Source organism: Priestia sp. USM5 (genome assembly GCF_058323215.1).
The window spans coordinates 3489166-3511139 of sequence record NZ_JBSGKN010000001.1 but is presented as its reverse complement, the minus strand read 5'-3'; the positions used below and the strand labels follow the sequence as shown (position 1 = coordinate 3511139).

Below are 21974 nucleotides of genomic sequence, written 5' to 3'. Positions count from 1 at the left end.
TATAGTGGTCCCGAAGGTATCGTTATATAAAATACGTTTTATGAAAAAATTGAAGATATCGTATCGTCATCGTCTCAAATTTAGTACAGTTATTTCTATTAGTAGTGAAAGTTTAGTTAAAATAGGGAATGGGTTACATACCCAAAGAAATGTAACTATACAAAATGATGGAGGATCTTTAATTATAGGGAAGAATGTGTTTTTTAATGAGAATTGTAATATAGTAGCTCATAAAAAAATCGAAATTGGGGATAATTCCACATTCGGTCCTAATGTATGTATATATGATCATGATCACGACTTTCGAAAAGAAGGATTTATATCTGAGGATGTAGTCATTGGTAAAAATGTATGGATAGGAGCAAATGTAGTAATTCTTCGAGGTACTGTAATCGGAGATAATTGTGTTGTTGGTGCCGGTTGCATTGTAAAGGGTAAATATCCTAATAATATGATAATTATCCAAAAAAGAGAAGAAGAATTGAAGCTAATTAGCAAATAAGGGAATGATAGTATGGAAATTCCAAAAGTTAGTATAATAATGTCTGTTTATAATGGGGCAAATTATATTGAAGAAACATTAAAAAGTATATTCGACCAAGAGTATAAAAATTTTGAATTGATAATCATTGATGATGCTTCTACTGATAATACAGTAGAAATAATAAATAAGTTTAAAGATCAAAGAGTTATTTTGAAAAAAAATACTGAAAATAAACGTTTAGCTTATAACTTAAATGTGGCTATAAGTTTAGCAACAGGGAAATATATTGCGAGAATAGATGCTGATGATATATGTTGGAAAGATCGTTTGACAAAGCAAGTGAATTCACTTGAAATAAATCCCAAATTGTTAATTGTAGGTGGATACGCAAAGCAATTTGGAGATGCTCGTAAGTTAATGAAATATCCATTAACTCATGAGGAAATAAAAGCAGGGTTACTTTTTGAAAATTGTTTATGTCATCCGGCTGTTATGTATAGAAATAAGCCGGAGGTAATACAATATAATCCAGAATTTAAAGCGAGTCAAGACTATGAATTATGGACAAGACTAATATGGAGTGAAAAATTTGCTAATATATCAGACGTAATACTTAACTATCGTGTTCATAAAAAGCAGACAAAATTTTTATTACATAAAGAACAAAATTCTGGGGCCCGATATGCAAGGTTATTTATGCTTAATAAAGTTTATGCTGAAGCTACTCAAGAGGAGAAGGAGCTTTTTCTGTTGTCATGTAATACACATATTGCTAAGACAGTTGAACAAATGAGAGATTTAGCAGAATTATACAATAAAATACTTGATGCAAATTCTTCAGATAAGGTCTTTGAATCGTATACGTTAAGGAAGTTTATAAACAAACAATATTTTAAAAATTACTACGTATCTTTACAGGCTAATTTTATACCACTAAAAATACTAGTAGGGTTTGTAGGTGCCAGTTATATAGCTAGCAATTTTATTCCTTCTGGAAAAGCCTTTCTGTTTTATGTTAAGCAATTTTCAAAGATTAGGTAATTATGTGCAGGAACAGAATCAAGTAGGGAATAAATCATTCGTGGATTTAGCACTGAATGTTCTGTAGGGCTTCAAAAGAGATATATCTGTTGTTTGACTAGGAGAAGTCTAAATTCCCAGAAGCTATAAAATGGATGATTTTTCATTTTATAGCTTTTTTTAATAACAATTGAAATGTTATGAATGAAATTAATAATACTAATCTATAGGTAATTGTATCCGTCGTTTATCATATAAAGATAAATTAATTGTACCCTAATGTTTAAGAGAGGTTGGTAATAAGTATGAACCTACTTTATGTAGGTGTACTAGTAAATGTAAGTGAAAAAAGAAGTGGATGTCATTAGGAGCTGCGAGGTAGATGGAAAAGAAAAATTTAATGAAAAAAAGTGGGTTATATTTAATTGGTAATATGTCTTCTAAAGTTTTGGCTGTAATCCTCATACCCATTTATGCATATTTTATTACTACAGAAACTTTAGGGAAATATGATTATGCAGTGACCCTTATAAATATTATTATCCCTATCGCTTTTATAGCTATTTGGGAAGCGATTTTAAAGTTCGTATTATCAGATTTTGAAGAAAATAAAAAGAAAGTTATTGCAAGTTCTGCTGCCTTTGCATTAATTGCTTCTTTAATAATGGCATTTATAGTTAATATTTATCTATATTTTAACGAAGTTGATATTGGCTATAAAGGGTTATTTGTTGCAATGCTTGTGGTCCAAGGTTTTTCACAGGTATGGCAATATTATGCAAGAGCTTTAAAAGCTAATATTGTTTATGTACAAGCTGGTATTACAGCAACTGTAGTAAACTTTTTTGCGATTATAATATTTATTTGTATATTTAGACTTGAGTTAGTTGGACTTTACGTTTCTCAGTTACTAGGGCAAATTGCTGTCCTTTTTATTATCGAAAGAAAAGTAAGAGTTTTAAAATATGTTAACAAAAATAACTTCGATTTATCCATTATTAAAAAGATGATAACTTTTTCGGCGCCTCTTGTATTAAATTTGATATCTTTATGGTTACTTTCAGGGTTTGGAAAGTTAATGATTGTAAAGTATCTAGGCTCTTCTGAAAACGGGTTATACTCTTTTGCAATTAAATTTTCTCAAATTATTATGGTTTTTGGCAGTGTAATAACTATGGCATTAATTGAAGAGGCAATTTCAACAAGAAATGAACCTGGCTTTCCACAGAAGTTTTCTAAAACTATAGAAAAGTTATTTGAGATTTTTCAAATGCTAGGTATATTGGCTTTACCTGCAATATTTATATTTTACGAATTAATTGGAAATACCCCTTATTATGAATCTAAGGTGTATGTCCCCATTCTAATTGCATACTCTATATTCATGGTAATGTCTACAAACGTAGGTTCTATTTTTCAAGTAATTAATAAAACTAATATTATGTTTGTAACTACCGTAGTAGGAAGTGCTATTACTGTCACAGTGTCCTATTTTGGGATTGGTGAATTTGGAATATATGCTGTCTTATCAGGTCAATTTTTTGGAGCGTTAGCTATGATGCTTTTACGGTATTTTATTTCTAAAAAATATATTAATATTCATTTTGATTTCAAGCCTGTTGTACTTAGGCTTCTTATCTTTTGGGGATTAGCTATTATTTGTTTAAAAACAGGTTTTTTTGGAACCCTCACAGTTACTGCTGGAGTACTTGGGGGTTCTGCTTTCATATATAGGCGATTATTTCGAAATTTTATATTTCAAGTTCAAAAAAAGCTTCGCAAATAACTACCATATTTCAAACTGGAGGAGTACAAATATGAATTTTTCAAATAAGACTATTTTAATTACAGGGGCCGCGGGGTTTATCGGTTATTATTTAACTAAACAAATTTTAGAAACTAACGATGAAACAGTGTCTATTGTTGGACTAGACAATATGAATGATTACTATGATGTTTCATTAAAAGAAACAAGACTATTAAAATTAAATGAATTAGCTTTAAACAAAGAAAAAGGTAGTTTTACTTTTATTAATGGATCTATTTCCGATAAGAAAATCATTGATTCAGTATTTGAACAATATAAGCCAGAGATTGTTGTGAACCTTGCTGCTCAAGCAGGTGTGCGTTATAGTATTACAAATCCTGAAGCTTATGTAGAGTCTAATCTTGTTGGTTTCTTCAATATATTGGAAGCTTGTCGTCATTCCTATGCAAATGGAGCGACTGGGGTAGAACATCTTGTTTATGCTTCTTCATCTTCTGTATATGGTTCAAATAAAAAGGTTCCTTATTCTACAGAAGATAAGGTAGATAATCCAGTATCTTTGTATGCTGCTACAAAGAAATCCAATGAATTATTAGCACATTCATATTCAGAATTATATGGTATTCCATCAACTGGTTTGCGTTTCTTTACGGTATACGGACCGATGGGAAGACCTGATATGGCGTACTTTGGCTTTACTAATAAACTTGTGAAAGGTGAAAAAATCCAAATATTTAATTACGGTGATATGAGAAGAGATTTTACTTATGTGGATGATATTGTGACTGGAGTTACTAATGTGATGGACAGGGCACCTGAAGCAAATGAAGATGGCGTAAAATACAAAATATATAATATTGGTAATAATCAGCCAGAGAGCCTAATGGATTTTGTAGAAACATTGGAGAAGTGTCTTATGGAAGAGAATATAATTAGTAAGCCAGCTGAAAAAGAGCTTCTGCCCATGCAACCTGGTGATGTTTATCAAACTTATGCAGACGTGGATGATCTCGTAAAAGATTTTGGCTTTAAGCCTAGTACTAGCCTTGAGGAAGGGTTAAGTCGATTCGCTAAATGGTATAAAGAATATTATATTGAGTCTTAATCTTTAAAAAATGTCTTATGATCTGTAGGCCTTAGAAAAAGTATTTAAATATATTAGTTCATTGTTTTACTAGGCATGAAAGGACTATGGATTAGCGAGAGTAGCATATAATTTAATGAAGGTGGGAATAAAATGAAGATAGCCGTAGCCGGAACAGGGTATGTTGGATTGGTCACAGGAGTTTGTTTGGCAGAATATGGTCATTCGGTTAGTTGTGTGGATATAGATAGTAATAAAGTTGCTTTAATGGAATCTGGAATTTCACCTATTTATGAACCAGGTCTTGAAGAGTTAATGAATAATAATATGGAACGTTTGCATTTTACAACAGACTATCAGTCGGCTTATAAAGATGCAGACGTTATTTTTATAGGTGTTGGTACTCCGGAAAAATCTGATGGCTCAGCAAATTTGAGTTACGTGTATGGGGTAGCAGAGCAAATCGCTTCTAGTATTGAAAAAGACTGCGTAGTGGTAGTGAAATCAACAGTGCCAATTGGTACAAATGATAAAATTGAAAGTCTAATTAAATCTCAGCTAAAACACGATGTGAATGTATATGTGGCTTCGAATCCAGAGTTTTTATCCCAGGGAACAGCCGTAAAAGATACGCTTCATACTTCACGAATTGTAATTGGAGTAGAAGAAGAGGCTGCTGGTGAGACATTAAAACAAGTATATAAAAACTTTGAAGCTCCAATTATTGTAACCAATAGAAAAAGTGCTGAAATGATTAAGTACGCCTCTAATGATTTCCTAGCATTAAAAATCTCGTTTATTAATGAAATTGCGAATCTTTGCGAGATTATTGGAGCAGACATTGAAGATGTGGCGCGTGGTATGGGATATGACAGCCGTATTGGAAATAAATTTTTAAATGCAGGAATTGGTTACGGAGGATCTTGTTTCCCAAAAGACACCAAAGCATTGCACTGGCTGGCAAATTTTCATGATTACGAGTTAAAGACGGTAAAAGCTGCGATTGATGTAAATGAAAATCAAAAGCTTAAACTTATTAAAAAATCTCGCAAGTATTTTGACAGTTTAAAAGGATTAAATGTAGCTGTTCTAGGGTTAACGTTCAAACCTGGAACGGATGATTTGCGAGAAGCACCTACGCTTGTGAATATTCCGCTTATGTTAGAAGACGGAGCAAATGTTAAGGCATGGGATCCGATTGGTATTGATAATTTTAAGAAAGTACATCCGGAAGATGTGACGTACTGTTATTCAATTGAAGAAACGCTGAAAGATGCAGATGTTTGCTTCATTTTTACAGAATGGGATCAAGTAAAGCACTTTGATTTAGCAAATTACAGCAAATTAATGAAAAATCCAATTGTTATTGACGGTCGAAACTGCTATGACTTGGAAAGTGTAAAAGATGCAGCTATGGTATATGACTCCATTGGAAGAGAGACAATTCATAACTTAGAAGTTTCATTAATCTAAAGGTGTAAGTCTAAAATGAATTTAAAATAAACTACAAGCAAGAGCTGCAAAGAAGCAGGTCTTTTTTTATTGGAGGGAAATAAATGAAACTTGTGTTGTTATCGGGTGGATCTGGTAAGCGTCTATGGCCGTTATCAAATGATACGCGTTCGAAGCAGTTTTTAAAAGTATTAGAAGGACGAGATGGACAGAAAGAGTCAATGGTTCAGCGCGTCTGGAATCAAATTGAAGCGGTTGGGTTAAATGAATCAACAGTCATTGCGACGTCTAAGCTTCAGCGTGATATGATTCGTGGTCAGGTCGGAACGGATATTCCATTAATTATCGAGCCTGAGCGCCGGGATACGTTTCCAGCGATTGCTTTAGCTGCTTCATATCTTCATTCCGAAGAGCAAGCCTCTGAAGATGAAATCGTTGTGGTGCTACCGGTTGATCCTTATGTGGAAGACGGTTTTTTTGAACGGGTAAAAGATTTAGAAAGTGTGCTTCGTGATTCAAAAGCTGATTTAGCGTTAATGGGTGTCACACCTACGTATCCTTCATCCAAATACGGATACATTGTGCCGGAAGGAAACGTAGAAGAAGATAGTTATTTTACAGTAGATTGTTTTACAGAAAAGCCGAGTGAAGAAGCAGCTGTTGGATTAATTAATCAGCGTGCGCTTTGGAACTGCGGCGTTTTTGCGTTTCGTCTAGGTTATTTGCTTCAAATTTTACAAGAAAAAAACCTCCCGCTTCAATTTGAAACGCTACATAAAGAATATACAACGTTGCCTAAAATTAGTTTTGACTATGAAGTAGTAGAGAAAGCAAGTCACATTGTTGCTTTACCTTATGATGGCTATTGGAAAGATCTTGGTACGTGGAATACGTTAACGGAAGAAATGGCGACATCTCAAATTGGAAAAGGTGTATTAACGGACGACTCAGCTAATACGCATTTAGTAAATGAATTAGATATTCCAGTTACGGTATTAGGCGTAAAAGATGTGGTTGTTGCGGCTAGTCCAGACGGGATTTTAGTTGCGGATAAAGCATCTAGTCCTAAAATTAAAGAAATTATTGGCGACTGGAACTATCCTCCAATGTATGAAGAGCGCCTTTGGGGCTGGTCCCGCGTGTTAGATTATGCGAAGTATGATGAAGAAACTGAAATGGTGACAAAACGTATTCATATTTCGAAAGGAAAGAACTCGACGTATCATTATCATAATTTACGTGATGAAGTATGGACGATTGTACGCGGAGAGGGAGAACTTGCGCTTGATGATTACATCCGTCGCGTAAAAGCAGGGGATATTATTCATTTGCCGGCTGGCAAAAAGCATGGCATTCATGCATTAACCGACCTTGAATTTATTGAAGTCCAAACGGGAAAAGTGATTTCAAATGAAGATACTATTCGCCTTATTTATGATTGGAATGATGTGATCAAGCAATTCCAATCATCGAGACCGCAGGTGATTTTATAAAAAATAGAAGCTTAGATAAAGTCAAAGCTTCTATTTTTTTATGCAACTAATGGGGAGGTGCTTCTGGTTGAAAACAATTGCCTATTATATTTCAGACTACGGATATGGTCATGCGACTAGAAGCACGGCCATTATTCGTCAATTATTAAAGCAAAATGAAGGAATAGAAATTATTATTTGTCATTCATTTGCGATTGAGTTTCTCAGACAATCTTTTAAATATGAACATCGTGTGAGGTTTCGAGAGATTTTAACGGATGTCGGCTACGTGCTAAAAGAAAATTCTCTAGAACCAGACGCTGATTTGTTAAACCATAAAGTTGCTTCTTATGTATCAAGCTTTCATACAAAGCTTATGTATGAAAAGCGATTTATGAAAGTAGCCAATGTTTCATTTGTGATTTCGGATATTTCTCCACTAGGGATCGCGGGTGCTTATCTATTAAACCTACCTTCTTTAGGAATATCAAACTTCACTTGGTTTACAGCATACGAAGGGTTAATTGGAGGCCTATCGCTGAAATTTTTAGAGGATCGATATAAGCAGATGACGTATCAGTTTTCGCTAGCATGCAGTGATGAGCCGCATTGGGGTATCAAAGAAAATCAAAGCTTTGGTTTTTATTCAAGAGAGATAAACGATGCTGAAGTACAGCGTATTCGTAAAGAGATTGACCCTGTGGGCGAGAGTCATATCATCTACTTCGGTCTGGGGATGAAAGTAGATATTGAAACGTTGTCGGACTTACCCATTTGGCAAAGTCCAAACTGCAAGTTTATCGTTTCATCGAATGTTGATGTTACTCATCCCAATGTATATAAAATTCCTCAAGAGGAAACAGAAACGCAGCACTACGTAGCAGCTGCTGATCTTGTTTTAACAAAAGCAGGCTGGGGCACGATCAGTGAAGCGGTTTGCGCTGGGGTGCCGCTGTTGATTACAAATCGCAGCAGCATGAAAGAAGATCGTCATACGATTGATTATTTAGTTCGTCACCAGCTATGCGACTTAATAGAGTGGAAGGAGTTAGAAAGTTTAGTAGTGACTCCTTCGCTTATTGAGACATGCAGGCGACAGCAAATCAACCGCTATAAAAATGAAGCGATGCATATCGCCGAAGAAATCAATAAAAAAATAAACAGTTAGTAAGGAGTTCATTCAAAACGATGAAAAAAGCACCTATTTTTTTAGCGCCTCTATTTCAAGAACGTATCTGGGGTGGAACGGAGTTGGAGAGTCAGTACGGGTATAGCATACCTTCTGCTCAGACGGGCGAGTGCTGGGCGATTTCAGCTCATCCAAACGGTCCGAATACAGTTCGAGAAGGTTATTATGCCGGCAAAACGCTAGGTGAGCTTTGGGATGAGCATCCAGAGATATTTGGGCATTTTAACAGCCCTTGCTTTCCACTATTAACAAAAATTTTAGATGCCAATGATGATTTATCCATTCAAGTGCATCCAGGTGATGAGTATGCACAGGAGTTCGAAAATGGTGAGCTCGGGAAAACAGAATGCTGGTACATCCTAGACTGTAAAGAAGATGCGACGATGATTTTTGGTCACCGTGCACAAAGTAAAGAGGAATTTATGCAGTTGGTAAACGAAGGTCACTGGAATGATTTATTACAGCGTGTAAAAATCAAGCCCGGTGATTTTTTCTATGTTCCAAGCGGTACGCTGCATGCTCTTTGTGAAGGAACTCTCGTTCTTGAGACGCAGCAAAGTTCAGATACAACGTATCGTGTGTATGATTACAATCGCCTCGGACAAGAAGGAAAGCTACGAGAACTTCACCTAGAAAAAGCGATTGATGTAACAACTATTCCTCATACTGCGTCTCATATAGAGCCTATTAGGATTCAAGAAAAAGGCGGCACCATTACTACTTTTTTAGAAGAAGATTATTTTTCTGTTTATAAATGGGACATACAGTCTTCGCTTGAGTTACTTCAAACGCACCATTTTACATTAGGAAGCGTCATTGAAGGAAACGGAACGCTTTGGACAGAAGAAGGAGAATTTCCGCTGCAAAAAGGAGACCATTTTATTTTGCCAAATTCGATTAAAACATTCACTTTAACAGGCCAGCTCAAAGTTATTGCTTCTCATCCAAATGAGAAAAGTAAGCGTATGTACGAAGCTGCAAATGTTTTTGGAGATATGACGAGAATCTAACGGGTTGTGTAAGAGAATAATAGGCCATTTATCATAAAACGTATAAATATTTTACATGTTATGTCGATATAAAGATAGAAAGAAAAAATAAGAACTGTCAATATTTCATTTAATTTACAAAAGAATATAGTAAAAGAATCCTTTGTCAACTATAATGAACAGTATATTGAATTTTTAGAAGTTATTAAGTTCGGAGGTCAACTATGGAAGAGACAATTAGTTTGCGAGAGTTGTTTGCAGTGCTTCGTAAGCGTCTTTGGCTTATTGTACTGATTACAATTATCGCAGCAACCGCAAGTGGAGTGATTAGCTTTTTTGTGTTAACGCCTGTGTATGAATCAAAGACACAAATTTTAGTCAACCAAGCGAAAAATGATCAGCAACTGTACAATACACAAACCGTTCAAACAAACGTACAGCTTATTAACACGTACAATGACATTATTACAAGTCCCGTTATCTTAGATAAAGTGGTCAAAGAGTTAAAAATGGATAAGTCCGCTCAATCCCTAAGCGGTCAAATTCAAGTAACAAGCGCACAGGACTCGCAGGTAGCACAGATTGTCGTACAAGATACAAGTGCAAAACGTGCAGCTGAAATTGCGAATACAACGGCTTCTGTTTTCCAAAAACAAGTGCCTAAGCTTATGAATTTAGACAATGTCCAAGTGCTCTCAAAAGCAACGGTTGGTGAAAATGCTAGTCCAGTTAAGCCTCAGCCGCTTTTAAATATTGCGATTGCAGTAGTAGTTGGTTTAATGGTAGGTATTGGGTTGTCATTCTTACTTGAATACTTAGACAACACGTTAAAAACGGAGCAAGATATTGAAAATATTCTAGGACTTCCTGTGATTGGAGTCGTCACGAATATTAAAGATGTGCCTAAGCCAACAAACGTATCGCGACCAGATGTAGCTGCTCGCGTACCGCAAAGAGGTGAGACGTATGGCTCGTAAAAACAAAGCTCAAAAAAATGATAAAATGCTGACGTTAAAAAGACGTTTGCTAGCTCATAACAGTCCAAAGGATCCGGTAGCAGAACAGTACCGTACGATTCGTACGAATATTCAGTTCTCAAACGTTGATCAAGATATTAAAACGATTGTCTTAACATCAAGCGGAGCGGAAGAAGGAAAGTCTACGACTTCTGCTAATCTAGCAACGGTTTACGCACAGCAAGGTTTAAACGTATTACTAATTGATGCTGATTTACGTAAACCAACGGGTCATTACACGTTCCGATTAGAAAACCACATTGGCCTTACGAATGTATTAACACGTCAGTCTACGTTAGCGCAAGCGGTTCAAGAGTCAGAAATTCCTCATCTTTCTGTTTTAACAAGCGGTCCTATTCCGCCGAATCCATCTGAACTGTTAGCATCTGCTCAGATGGCCGAGTTGTTAAAAGAAATGAAGGAACAGTTCGATATGATTATTTTTGATACGCCTCCGATTTTAGCTGTAGCTGATGCACAGATTTTAGCGAATCAAGTAGACGGCACGATTTTAGTAGTCAGCAGCGGTAAAACAGAGAAAGACGCTGCGTTAAAATCGAAAGAGCTGTTAAGCAATGCGCAAGGTAAACTGCTTGGGGTTGTGTTAAATAACCGCAAAGTAGAAGAAGGTAACTACTATTACTATTATGGTACCAATTAATTAAAGCCTCCTCGCTAGCACGTGCTAGCGAGGAGGCTTTTTGGCGTGTTTTTATCGAAGTACGTATAAGAAATTATGACTATTGTTATAAAAAGTTTAAAATGTGAGATTTTTCATGATTGAAGTATTTAAAAGTAATTAGTAAAATATTGCTGTTTATTCATGTACTTACAAGATAGCTAAAAAGTAGGTTTTTCTCGGTGAACAGCACATTTTAGGGCTTGTTTAGTAGTTCGAATGAAATGAATAGATATATTCAGACTATTCTTAAATATTTACAGGGCATTGATTTGCAGATGTTTCGACAAAAAAAGACATAGAAATACATGTTGTAATATGCTAACATAAGTATTGCTTTAATTAGGTCTTAAGAAGGATAGGGGTGAGGGTAGATGATTGACTTACATTGTCACATTTTGCCTAATGTGGATGACGGTGCTGCAAGTAGTGAGATGAGTATTGAAATGGCAAAGCGAGCTGTCTCAGAAGGCATTACGGCTATTGTTGCCACGCCTCATCATCAGAATGGCAGATATCTTAATGAAAAACAAGCTATTTTACAGAGTGTTGAACAATTAAATAGTTTATTAGTTCGTGAAGGAGTGCCATTAACCATTTTACCTGGTCAAGAAAACCGTATTTACGGTGAAATCTTAGACGACTATCATCAAGATAAAATTCTCACTTTAAATAATACGGGAAAATACTTGTTTGTTGAATTTCCTTCGAGTCAAGTCCCTCGTTATGCGGAGCGGCTGCTGTTTGATATTCAATCACAGGGAATCATCCCTATTATCGTCCATCCAGAACGAAACAGTCGGTTGTTAGAAGACCCTGATCTTCTCTATAACTTTATTAATAAAGGAGCATTAGCTCAAGTTACAGCTTCTAGCTTGGTTGGACACTTTGGAAAGAAAATAAAGAAATTTTCTCACCAGTTAATAGACGCCAACCTCGTGCATTTTGTTTCCTCAGACGCCCATAACCTCCAACATCGCTCTTTTCATATGCAAGAGGCGATTGATGTGATTGAGAGTGAGCATGGAAGAGATTATTATTATATGTTTCTAGAAAACGCTCAATGCGTTATCGACGGTACACAGTGTTACAAGGAATCTCCAGAAAAAATTATGCGGAAAAAGTTTCTAGGTATTTTTTAATGCCTAGAGGATAGAAGCTATTGAGCAGTATAGAAATCATGAAAGAATTTGATCATTTACCTAAGAGTGTAAAAAAGGCTGTGCGGTATATTTACCAAGATGCATCTTACGATCAGCTGCTGATTTTAAAGAAACATTTAGCACACGCCATTCAGCAGAAAGAACAAGAACTTTATAAAAAAAGAGACTAGTATTTTCTATTAAAAATACTAGTGCTTTTATACATAATTTAATGAAACTAGGTGACTGCATTGCAACAGCGTATTAAAGTAATGACGATTTTTGGAACACGTCCAGAAGCCATCAAAATGGCTCCCCTTGTATTAGAATTAAATAAACGTTCAGAAGAATTTGAATCTATCGTGACGGTAACAGCTCAGCACCGTGAAATGCTAGACCAAGTGCTGCGTGTGTTTGATATTACACCGGATCACGACTTGAACATTATGAAAGACCGTCAAACGCTTATGGACGTAACAACACGCGGACTTCAAGGACTAGATCAAGTCATGAAAGAAGTTCAGCCTGATATCGTACTTGTGCACGGCGATACAACAACGACCTTCATCGCAGGTCTTGCGGCTTTTTATAATCAAATCAAAGTAGGTCATGTAGAAGCGGGACTTCGTACATGGAATAAATATTCTCCGTACCCGGAAGAAATGAACCGCCAGTTAACAGGAGTATTAGCGGACCTTCATTTTGCTCCTACTACAAAATCTGCGCACAACTTATTGCAAGAAAACAAAAAAGAAGAAACGTTGTTTATTACAGGAAACACGGCAATCGATGCACTAAAAACAACCGTATTAGAAGAATATTCTCACCCGGTACTAGATCGTGTGGGCAATGACCGTTTAATTCTGTTAACTGCTCACCGCCGTGAAAATCTTGGTGAACCAATGCGCAATATGTTCCGTGCGATCAAACGAATTGTAGAGGAACATGATGACGTACAAGTTGTCTATCCTGTGCATTTAAATCCTGTTGTTCGTGAATTGGCAGACGAAGTGTTAGGAAATGATCCTCGCATTCAATTAATTGAACCTCTAGAAGTAGTAGACTTCCATAATTTCGCTTCACGTGCTCATATCATTTTAACGGATTCAGGCGGCGTGCAAGAAGAAGCTCCTTCATTAGGTGTACCGGTATTAGTACTTCGTGATACAACTGAACGTCCTGAAGGAATTGAAGCTGGAACGTTAAAGCTTGCAGGTGTAGAAGAAGAAACGATTTATTCACTTGCTAAAGAGCTTTTAACAAACGAAGAAGAATATGCGCGTATGTCTAAAGCATCGAATCCGTATGGTGATGGTCTCGCATCAAAACGTATTGCCGATGCAATTAGCGAATATTTTAGTGCTCAAAATAAGTAATTAGTAGATGGGGGAAGTTTAATCATGTCAAAAGTAAAAAAAGCAATTATTCCAGCTGCAGGATTAGGTACACGTTTCTTACCGGCAACAAAAGCAATGCCAAAAGAAATGCTTCCAATTGTAGACAAACCGACCATTCAATACATTATCGAAGAAGCAATTGAGTCTGGTATTGAAGATATTATTATTGTAACTGGTAAAGGAAAGCGTGCGATTGAAGATCATTTTGATAATGCTCCTGAACTAGAACAAAACCTTGTAGAAAAGGAAAAGTTCGAGCTTCTAGAGAAAGTGCGTCAATCAGCGAACGTAGAAATTCACTACATTCGTCAAAAAGAGCCAAAAGGATTAGGGCATGCGGTTTGGTGTGCGCGCAAATTTATTGGAGATGAGCCGTTTGCTGTGCTGCTCGGAGACGACATTGTTCAAGCAGACACGCCTTGCTTGCGTCAGTTAATGAATCAGTATGACGAAACGTTATCTTCTGTGATTGGTGTGCAGACGGTTCCAGAAAACGAAACGAACCGTTACGGAATTGTAGATCCTATTTCAAGCAATGGTCGCCGTTATCAAGTGGATACATTTGTTGAAAAGCCAGCATTAGGAACAGCTCCTTCTAATCTAGCTATTATGGGACGCTATATCTTCACGCCTGAAATCTTTAAGTTTTTAGAACAGCAGGAAGTAGGCGCCGGTGGAGAGATTCAATTAACGGATGCGATTCAAAAGCTGAACGAAATTCAGCGCGTATTTGCTTACGACTTTGAAGGCAAACGTTACGATGTGGGTGAAAAGCTCGGCTTTATTCAAACGTCGCTAGAATTTGCTCTTCAGCATGAAGATTTACGTGATGATTTACTTACATTTATGGATGAGCTATTACAAAGAGAAAACGTAAAAGCTTAATTGATGTTTCACTAGTTCGCTTGGCGAGCTAGTGAAATTGTATTGGAGTGAAGTTGCTTTGACAAAAAGGGTACTTGTGATTTCTCAACATTTTTATCCTGAAATCGGTAGTGCAGGAAATCGTATAAAAAATATATATAAACTTTTAAAAGATGAAAATTATGACGTAAATGTACTGACGACTGAGCCCACATATCCAAATAAAAAGATCTATCATGACGAACAGTTTTGGGATGATGAGTCAATTGATGAAGAAAATGATGTAACGCGCATTGGTGTGAAAAATCGCAAGTATTCTAGAAGTATTATCAATCGTTTAATGTATTATTTAGAAATTGCTTTTAAAATGATGTTATTCATTTTAACTGACCGAAAACAGTACGATGTGGTTTTCGTTACATCTCCGCCTATTTTTATTGCTGTCGTCGGGCTGCTTGCCAAATACCGTTATCGAAGGCCGCTTATTTTAGACATTCGAGATTTATGGCCTGAATCGTTAAAAGGCGTAGGTGTGTTCAATTATCCTGTCGTCATTTCTGTTTTCAGTCGCTTAGAGAAAATTCTCTATGTGAAAGCTGATCATATTATCGTAAACAGCGAAGGCTTTATTTGGTTTATGACAGAGAAATATGCTATTCCTTTAAACAAAATTCATTTTATGCCTAATGCTGCAAATCGTAACGAAATTTCAATGATTGAATCTGGAAGCGATGTATTTAAAGTTATGTATGCAGGCAATATTGGTTTAGCACAAGATGTAACGGTTCTAATGGACCTTGCAAAAGAACTAAATGAGTATAATATTGAATTGACGGTTATGGGATATGGGTTTAAAAAGAAAGAGTTTGTAAGATTTGCCAAAGAGCATAAGTTAACAAATGTTCGATTTATTAAGCCAACTACTCGTCAAGAATGTTTACATATTATTTCTGAACATCATATTGGAATTGTGACGTTGAACGGTAAGCAAGTATTTGAAACGGTTCTTCCTGGTAAGATCATTGATTACATGACCTGTGGAATCCCGATTGTCGCATCGGTTTCTGGCTATGCCAAAGACGTAATTATTTCGCATGAAGCTGGAATTGTATCAGATACAAATACAGCAGATGAGATGCTCAGACATATTCTGTACTTGTATCAGCACCCTTCTAAAAGAGGTGAAATGTCTCGCAATAGCTTAAATTATGTGAAGAAGCATTTCTTCTGGGAAAAAAATATCGAAGTATTAATACGTTTAATTGAGAATAAAAGTTCTGAACCGCTGCATGTGGAGCAGACAGAATCAGTGGATAAGGTTGAAGTATTATGAGAAAAAATGTCTGTATGTTTGTATGGAATCATTTCACCAATGATGCGCGCGTCCTGCGCGAATGTACGGCTTTATCAGAGAATGGTTACGCCGTTGATTTAATTTGTATTCACGATCCGAACAATGCGGATTTAAAACAGTATGAAGAAGTAAATGAACATTTTCACGTTCATCGCGTAAAGCGGTATCCTTCTTCGCTGCTTTTTATGAAAAAAGCGTATCGTGCCCTTCTAAAATATAAAATGCTCGCTCTGATCGCTTTATTGCTGTGGTTAGGAGCAGCGTACGTAGCTCCTTATGTAGTTCTTCCTGTTACGATAGTAGCCGCACTGTTATTAAAAACGAAGCTGCAAGTGGTTTGGGTAAGAGGAAGCATTATCTTAAGGATGATTTTAAAAGGCAGGAAGAAAAAATACGAAATTTATCACTCGAATGATTTAAATACGCTTCCTCAAGGGTTTATTTGTTCAAAGCTTCGCTTCAAGCGCAAGTATCTTGTCTATGATTCTCACGAGGTGCAAACGAGTAGAACGGGCTATGACAGCGGCGTATACGCAAAAATGGAGTCGTTCTTTATTAATAAAATTGACTCTATGATTGTAGAAAATCATACACGTGCCAAATACAATGAAGATTTATATGGCTTTTATCCAAACGTTGTCTATAACTATCCGTTTAGACCAAAAAATAAGCAGCAGCAACAAGTGAATTTACACGAACGCTTAGGGCTTCCTGAAAATGAAAAAATTCTGTTGTATCAAGGCGGCATCCAAACGGGACGAGGCCTTGAAAAGCTTGTTAAAGCCGCGCCATTATTTAAAGAAGGAACGTTAGTCTTTATTGGAGACGGACGTATCAAACCAGAGCTAGAGCGTATGGTAGCTGAAATGAAGTTAGAAGATAAAGTGAAGTTTATTCCAAAAGTGCCCTTGCAAGACTTGCCGAAGTATACAAAAAATGCGTACTTAGGTTTTCAAGTATTAAATAATGTGTGCTTCAATCACTACTCGGCTTCTTCAAATAAGTTATTTGAATACATTATGAGCGATGTACCGGTAGTAGCATGCGACTTTCCAGAGATTAAAAAAGTAGTAGAAGGCGAGCACATTGGATTGTGTGTAGATTCGCATGACTACAAAGAGATTGCGAGTGCTGTTAATCAGTTATTACGAGATCCTGTGCTGCGTGCAACGATGAGCAACAACTGTAAAACAGCGAAGTTCAAGTACAACTGGGAAAGTGAACAAGTTCAATTTTTGAAAGTCTATCAAGCAATATAACGTAAAAGGAGGAACTTACGCGTATGGGTGTCAAACTCCATAGCCATGTATCTGTAGAAGTTCTGGAAAAAGAACTTCAAGTGGTTAAATCGGAACTAATCGAACAATTAAACATAAGAGAAAAAGAATTAAAAGAGTACCAGGATTTGCAAAAACGTTATACGATGCTAGAAAAAAGATATGCGGCTATCAGCCGTTCTTTTCTAGGAAAGTTAACGCTAAAGTATTGGACGGTTCGAAAGCGAATGGGTACAAATAAAGCAACAAAGGGGCATAGATAATGATCAGTGATATTCAAAAGCGTATGAAGTCGATTACGCAAAAAAGAGATTGGGCAAAAGCACATCGCATTCCAAGCCTAGAGTTTTCAGAAGTCGAAGCGAATAGCGGCTGGTTTAAAAAGCATCAAGTTGCTGTTTCATTTAATGAAGACGACCGAAGTTTTACTGTTGATTTGAATTCTAACAACTATACGTATCTAACTTATCGCGAGCAGAATATCGACTTTCGACAAGCTCCTGTAGAAGAAAATATTGCATTTGACTTTTCAAGTCAGCAAACGCTTGTCTTCAAAGGGACAAAAAGTGAAAGTGTCTCCGTCGAGTTATTCATTATTGAATATAAAAATCGTCAAAAAGTAGGTATACATAGATTTGAAATGAACAGTGAAGGCATTATACCGTTCTCTCAATCTACTGATTCTATCCGCTTAGCGCTGCGCGTGAAAGGGCAGGGAACATTTAAAATTGAGAGCATGTTAATTAATGACCGAGGATTCTGGAATCAAAGCGAGCTTTTGACAGAAGGAAATTATATTGTTTTAGAACAAAATCAGTGGTACATGCCTAAATCCGATCAATTATACTATGATCCATTTAACAAAAAGTTCAACGTAAGTTTTGAAGATAAGCAATTCGCGTATGTAACGCACCGAGAAGGAAATGCTGCTTTCTCTGCTCAGCCTGCAAGTCCAGTGGCTGTTCATGACGATACGCTATCGGTTTGCTTCCAAGGCGAGAAAGAGAATTCTGTTGATGTACGTCTTGCTATTGTCTTTTACCAAGACGGGAAAAAAGTAGGAACAGATGAATTAAAGTTAAACAATAAAAAGCTGATTCATTTCCAAGAAGAATATAACGCTATTCGTCTAGCAGTGAGAGTATCTGGTAAAGGTGAATTTAAGCTTGATGATATCATCATCAACAACGTGTCTTATTGGTGGGTTCATGATGTTGAAGTAACCGTTCCTAAAATGACGGTTGATGCACCTGTTAAATATGCTCTTAACGAACACTCTCTTAAAGGATGGCAAGAGTCAAATAATGGTGTTATTTATCATCCTTGGAACCAGCTGTTTCAATCTAAGTTAAAAGGGCAGGAATTCATTCATTTAACAGCTCAGCACTTTAACACAAGTGAAAATATCTCAGTAGCGGTTGATCATGATTCTACGTATGTTATTACGCCAGCAGGTGAAGTGTACGAAGGTATTGAGTTAGTTGTATATGCCGTAGGATATAAAAACAGCAAGCAAAATGAAATTCATCAGCTTGAACTGAATGAAAAAGCTGAACTGCGTTTCAAAAAAGATACAGAACACGTTGAGTTTTTAATACGTGTGACGGAGAGCGGATTCTTTAAAGGCCTGCAAATTAACATTCAAGAAAAGCCAATTGAAATTACCAACAGTGCACAGCTAGAGTTACAAGCTTCAGATTGGTTTGCAAGCGCGAAGAAATTAGTACAGCTTTCTACATCAGACAAAGGACTGCACGGTTCAGTAAATATTGAAGCTGGAAAAAACAGCTATATTTCGTATAAAGAAACAAATAACAGTTTTAAAATGCTTCCTACTCATCATATCATGACGATGCAAAAAGGATTTGAATATGAGTTCACTGTAAAAGGGAAAGCAGATGAAGATGTAGGTGTGATTCCAATGTTTATTGGATATTCAGATGAAGAAAAACTTCAAGTGCTGCAGCTAAAATTTAACTCAATGACAAAAGTTCAAATTCATCCTGATATTACACAGTTCCGAATTGCTTTACGCGTTTCTGGAAAAGGTGAATTTGATGTTCATACGATTTCTATTAATGAAATGAAAAGCATTGAACGAGAGCAGTCATTAGATTACGTAGCAAAACAAGAAGTAGATGCATTTAACATGCTTCCTCCAAAGCCGATCAAAGAAATGAAGATGGCGGTTATTTTTGACGAATTTACGACGGCTTCTTATGAACATGAGTGTAAATTAATTAAAATGACGCCGGATAACTGGCTTGAGGTTATGACAAAGGAACAGCCAGACTTGCTAATGGTTGAATCTGCTTGGCGAGGTAATGGAGGCGTTTGGAATAAGCGTGTTGGTTACTACGGAGAAGAAAATATGAAGCCTCTTTACTCACTGTTAGCTTGGTGTAAAGAGCATAATGTGCCAACCGTATTCTGGAACAAGGAAGATCCTGTTCACTTTAATCGTTTTATTGAAACAGCTAGACGATTTGATTACATTTTCACAACGGATGAAAACATGGTTCCTTACTACCAAGAAAGAGCTGGACATCAAAACGCATTTGCGCTGCCGTTTGCTGCGCAGCCGGCTATTCATAATCCGATTAAAATTGTGGATGAACGCGAAAACAAAGCGTGTTTCGCTGGATCTTATTATCGTCACCATGAAGAAAGATGTATTGATATGGATCGATTATTAGATGCTGCGGCTAAAGTGGGACTAGATATTTATGATCGAAACTATATTCAAAACTTAAAAGGTCTTATGCCAAATCATCAATTCCCGGATCGCTTTGTTCCTTATGTAAAAGGAAACTTAAAGTATTACGAGATTGATAAAGCATATAAAGGCTACAAAGTTATGATTAACGTAAATACAGTAAAAGAATCTCCAACTATGTTCTCTCGCCGTGTATATGAAGGGTTAGCATGCGGAACGCCTGTTATTAGTACGTATGCACAGGGAATTGGAGAAATTTTCGGTGATCTTGTTTATATGTCTGAAGATCCAACGAGTTTGCATGAAGAATTCAAGCAGCTGTTAGAAGATGAACGCTATTACGAAGAAAAAGCTTTAACGGGTATTCGAGATGTATTAACTAAGCATACGTACACGCATCGCTTAGAGTACATTATTGAGAAAGTGGGCTTAAACTTTGCTTTTGAACTGCCAACAGTTACGGTAGTCGCGATTGCTAATACGCGTCAAGAGTTCGAAAACATCATTGATCAATTTAACCGTCAAGCTTATGACAATAAGCAATTATATATTTTAGTAGATACATTTGATGGCTATTTAGATCTTTACAATAAATACAACACAAAAACCATTCACACATTTGTTCGCAGTTATATGCACAACTACTTAAACATTCGCGACTGGATTTCTAGTGAGTATGTAACGTACTTTGGTCAAGACAGCTATTACGGGCAAAATTATTTACTAGACTTAATGCTGAGCACAACGTTTACGGACAGTGACTTTATTGGTAAAACAACTCATTACAGTGTGGAAAACGGAAAGCTTGAAGAGAAAAATGCAGGTCAAGAATACGAGTTTGTAAGAGAGTTATCGTCACAGAGCTCCGTTGCTAAAACAAATGTATACAGCAATCTTTCACTTGAGCAAGTAATTAATCTCTTTGAAGAAGATCAAAGTCTTGCGTCATATGCTAAATACGGCAAGCAGTTCTTTAGTAATGACAAATTTAATTACTTGAAATTAGAAGATAGCAGCAAGGGCGACATCACTGCTATGGTAAATAAAATAGAGCTGTGAGGTTACAAAAATGAAAAAGATATTATTTGCAGGACATGATTTGAAATTTGCACGTATCATTATGGACCGTTTGGCAAGCCGTCCTGGGTTTGAAATTAAAACGGACGAGTGGAGTGGCCATAATGCTCATGATGAAGAGCATAGCCAAGCTTGCTTAGAGTGGGCAGACGTTATTGTCTGTGAATGGGGACTTGGAAATGCAGTGTGGTACTCTCATCATAAAAAGCCTCACCAGCATTTAATTGTACGCATGCATCTTCAAGAGCGTGATACGATTTATCCTCATAGTTTTAACATGGAAAATATCGATAAAATTATCGCGATTTCTCCATACGTATATGAAGAGTTTTATCGAACGTTTAATTTTCCGCGTGAAAAGATGACGATGATTTATAACGTAGTCGACACAGAAAAAGTGGATGGTTCTAAAACGGAAGATGCTAAGTATCATTTAGGCATCATCGGAATTTGTCCGCAGCGAAAGCGTCTAGACTTGGCTGTAGATATGCTAGATAAGTTATGGCATCAAGATAATCGCTATAAGCTGTTTGTTAAAGGAAAAATGCCGCAGGAATATTCGTGGCTGTGGAATAAAGAAGAAGAGCGTGAATATTACGAAGCAATTTTTAATCGTATCGAAAAAGCTCCGTGGAAAGATGCTGTTATTTTTGAAGGGTTCGGCGATATTTCTGAATGGCTTTCAAAGGTAGGAATTGTTCTATCAACAAGTGATTTTGAAAGTTTCCACCTTTCACCAAGTGAAGGAATGGCTTCAGGTGCTTATCCAATCATTCTCAACTGGGATGGCAGTGATACGATCTATCCGAAAGAGTATCTTCTATCTGATGTAGAGGAAGCGGTAGCGCGTATTCTAGCACTGAACTCAAAAGAAACAGATGCAGAGCTTCAAGCTTCTTTAAAAGAGTATGTAAAGCAGCACTTTGGAGCTGAAAAAGTAGCGAATCAATGGGAAGAGTTAATTGTGAACGTTGCGGAACCTGTTTTAAGTTAA

General features: G+C 36.6%; 19 protein-coding genes. All 19 read left to right on the top strand.

The features are described from left to right. The first annotated feature begins 40 nt into the window (after positions 1-40). The 19 genes from ACWATA_RS18680 (at position 41) to ACWATA_RS18590 (ending at position 21974) form a co-directional block, all read left to right on the top strand. The gene (locus ACWATA_RS18680; protein ID WP_473050061.1) at positions 41-502 is read left to right on the top strand and encodes an acyltransferase; all 462 of its coding nucleotides are present in this window, start codon (positions 41-43) and stop codon (positions 500-502) included. Between the two features lie 12 nt (positions 503-514). Next, positions 515-1525 carry a glycosyltransferase family 2 protein gene (locus ACWATA_RS18675; protein WP_473050060.1) on the top strand — a complete coding sequence of 337 codons (1011 nt, stop codon included), beginning with the start codon at positions 515-517 and terminating at the stop codon, positions 1523-1525. A 361-nt stretch (positions 1526-1886) separates the two neighbouring features. Beyond that, positions 1887-3290 (top strand): lipopolysaccharide biosynthesis protein, encoded by a 1404-nt coding sequence (locus ACWATA_RS18670; protein WP_473050059.1) that lies wholly within the window; start codon positions 1887-1889, stop codon positions 3288-3290. Positions 3291-3321: 31 nt separating this feature from the next. Continuing rightward, positions 3322-4377 carry an NAD-dependent epimerase/dehydratase family protein gene (locus tag ACWATA_RS18665; RefSeq protein ID WP_473050058.1) on the top strand — a complete coding sequence of 352 codons (1056 nt, stop codon included), beginning with the start codon at positions 3322-3324 and terminating at the stop codon, positions 4375-4377. A gap of 132 nt (positions 4378-4509) precedes the next feature. Beyond that, on the top strand, positions 4510-5829 hold the full coding sequence (locus tag ACWATA_RS18660; RefSeq protein ID WP_473050057.1) for a UDP-glucose dehydrogenase family protein: 1320 nt from the start codon (positions 4510-4512) through the stop codon (positions 5827-5829). 83 nt (positions 5830-5912) lie between these two features. Beyond that, on the top strand, positions 5913-7301 hold the full coding sequence (locus ACWATA_RS18655) for a sugar phosphate nucleotidyltransferase (protein WP_473050056.1): 1389 nt from the start codon (positions 5913-5915) through the stop codon (positions 7299-7301). Positions 7302-7368: 67 nt separating this feature from the next. After that, positions 7369-8448: a glycosyltransferase gene (locus tag ACWATA_RS18650; protein ID WP_473050055.1), complete on the top strand. Its 1080-nt coding sequence runs from the start codon at positions 7369-7371 to the stop codon at positions 8446-8448. 20 nt (positions 8449-8468) lie between these two features. Further along, positions 8469-9479, top strand: coding sequence for a mannose-6-phosphate isomerase, class I (gene manA / locus ACWATA_RS18645; RefSeq protein WP_473050054.1), 1011 nt, complete (start codon positions 8469-8471; stop codon positions 9477-9479). A gap of 203 nt (positions 9480-9682) precedes the next feature. Beyond that, a complete protein-coding gene (locus ACWATA_RS18640; RefSeq protein ID WP_473050053.1) occupies positions 9683-10435 on the top strand; it encodes a YveK family protein in 753 nt (250 codons plus the stop codon). Next, on the top strand, positions 10425-11135 hold the full coding sequence (locus tag ACWATA_RS18635) for a CpsD/CapB family tyrosine-protein kinase (protein ID WP_098197061.1): 711 nt from the start codon (positions 10425-10427) through the stop codon (positions 11133-11135). The genes ACWATA_RS18640 and ACWATA_RS18635 overlap by 11 nt, the downstream gene beginning before the upstream one ends. 392 nt (positions 11136-11527) lie before the next feature. Beyond that, positions 11528-12295, top strand: coding sequence for a tyrosine-protein phosphatase (locus ACWATA_RS18630; RefSeq protein ID WP_208732625.1), 768 nt, complete (start codon positions 11528-11530; stop codon positions 12293-12295). Between the two features lie 20 nt (positions 12296-12315). After that, positions 12316-12486 (top strand): hypothetical protein, encoded by a 171-nt coding sequence (locus tag ACWATA_RS18625; protein WP_157876213.1) that lies wholly within the window; start codon positions 12316-12318, stop codon positions 12484-12486. Between the two features lie 60 nt (positions 12487-12546). Further along, positions 12547-13671 carry a non-hydrolyzing UDP-N-acetylglucosamine 2-epimerase gene (gene wecB / locus ACWATA_RS18620; RefSeq protein WP_049163378.1) on the top strand — a complete coding sequence of 375 codons (1125 nt, stop codon included), beginning with the start codon at positions 12547-12549 and terminating at the stop codon, positions 13669-13671. Positions 13672-13695: 24 nt separating this feature from the next. Next, a complete protein-coding gene (galU, locus tag ACWATA_RS18615; RefSeq protein ID WP_208732624.1) occupies positions 13696-14577 on the top strand; it encodes a UTP--glucose-1-phosphate uridylyltransferase GalU in 882 nt (293 codons plus the stop codon). Positions 14578-14635: 58 nt separating this feature from the next. Next, the gene (locus tag ACWATA_RS18610) at positions 14636-15889 is read left to right on the top strand and encodes a glycosyltransferase family 4 protein (protein ID WP_473050052.1); all 1254 of its coding nucleotides are present in this window, start codon (positions 14636-14638) and stop codon (positions 15887-15889) included. Continuing rightward, positions 15883-17169: a glycosyltransferase gene (locus ACWATA_RS18605; RefSeq protein ID WP_473050231.1), complete on the top strand. Its 1287-nt coding sequence runs from the start codon at positions 15883-15885 to the stop codon at positions 17167-17169. Before ACWATA_RS18610 ends, ACWATA_RS18605 begins: the two co-directional genes overlap by 7 nt. 23 nt (positions 17170-17192) lie before the next feature. Continuing rightward, positions 17193-17450 (top strand): hypothetical protein, encoded by a 258-nt coding sequence (locus ACWATA_RS18600; protein WP_043979847.1) that lies wholly within the window; start codon positions 17193-17195, stop codon positions 17448-17450. Further along, positions 17450-20962 (top strand): CgeB family protein, encoded by a 3513-nt coding sequence (locus tag ACWATA_RS18595; protein ID WP_473050051.1) that lies wholly within the window; start codon positions 17450-17452, stop codon positions 20960-20962. The genes ACWATA_RS18600 and ACWATA_RS18595 overlap by 1 nt, the downstream gene beginning before the upstream one ends. A 10-nt stretch (positions 20963-20972) precedes the next feature. After that, entirely contained in the window at positions 20973-21974 is a 1002-nt protein-coding gene (locus ACWATA_RS18590; protein WP_473050049.1) for a glycosyltransferase family 4 protein, read from the top strand.

Bases quoted from the DNA above. Each gene is read 5' to 3' on its own strand.
- ACWATA_RS18680 (WP_473050061.1), top strand. From the start codon at position 41: ATGAAAAAATTGAAGATATCGTATCGTCATCGTCTCAAATTTAGTACA.
- ACWATA_RS18675 (WP_473050060.1), top strand. From the start codon at position 515: ATGGAAATTCCAAAAGTTAGTATAATAATGTCTGTTTATAATGGGGCA.
- ACWATA_RS18670 (WP_473050059.1), top strand. From the start codon at position 1,887: ATGGAAAAGAAAAATTTAATGAAAAAAAGTGGGTTATATTTAATTGGT.
- ACWATA_RS18665 (WP_473050058.1), top strand. From the start codon at position 3,322: ATGAATTTTTCAAATAAGACTATTTTAATTACAGGGGCCGCGGGGTTT.
- ACWATA_RS18660 (WP_473050057.1), top strand. From the start codon at position 4,510: ATGAAGATAGCCGTAGCCGGAACAGGGTATGTTGGATTGGTCACAGGA.
- ACWATA_RS18655 (WP_473050056.1), top strand. From the start codon at position 5,913: ATGAAACTTGTGTTGTTATCGGGTGGATCTGGTAAGCGTCTATGGCCG.
- manA (WP_473050054.1), top strand. From the start codon at position 8,469: ATGAAAAAAGCACCTATTTTTTTAGCGCCTCTATTTCAAGAACGTATC.
- ACWATA_RS18640 (WP_473050053.1), top strand. From the start codon at position 9,683: ATGGAAGAGACAATTAGTTTGCGAGAGTTGTTTGCAGTGCTTCGTAAG.
- ACWATA_RS18635 (WP_098197061.1), top strand. From the start codon at position 10,425: ATGGCTCGTAAAAACAAAGCTCAAAAAAATGATAAAATGCTGACGTTA.
- ACWATA_RS18630 (WP_208732625.1), top strand. From the start codon at position 11,528: ATGATTGACTTACATTGTCACATTTTGCCTAATGTGGATGACGGTGCT.
- galU (WP_208732624.1), top strand. From the start codon at position 13,696: ATGTCAAAAGTAAAAAAAGCAATTATTCCAGCTGCAGGATTAGGTACA.
- ACWATA_RS18600 (WP_043979847.1), top strand. From the start codon at position 17,193: ATGGGTGTCAAACTCCATAGCCATGTATCTGTAGAAGTTCTGGAAAAA.
- ACWATA_RS18595 (WP_473050051.1), top strand. From the start codon at position 17,450: ATGATCAGTGATATTCAAAAGCGTATGAAGTCGATTACGCAAAAAAGA.
- ACWATA_RS18590 (WP_473050049.1), top strand. From the start codon at position 20,973: ATGAAAAAGATATTATTTGCAGGACATGATTTGAAATTTGCACGTATC.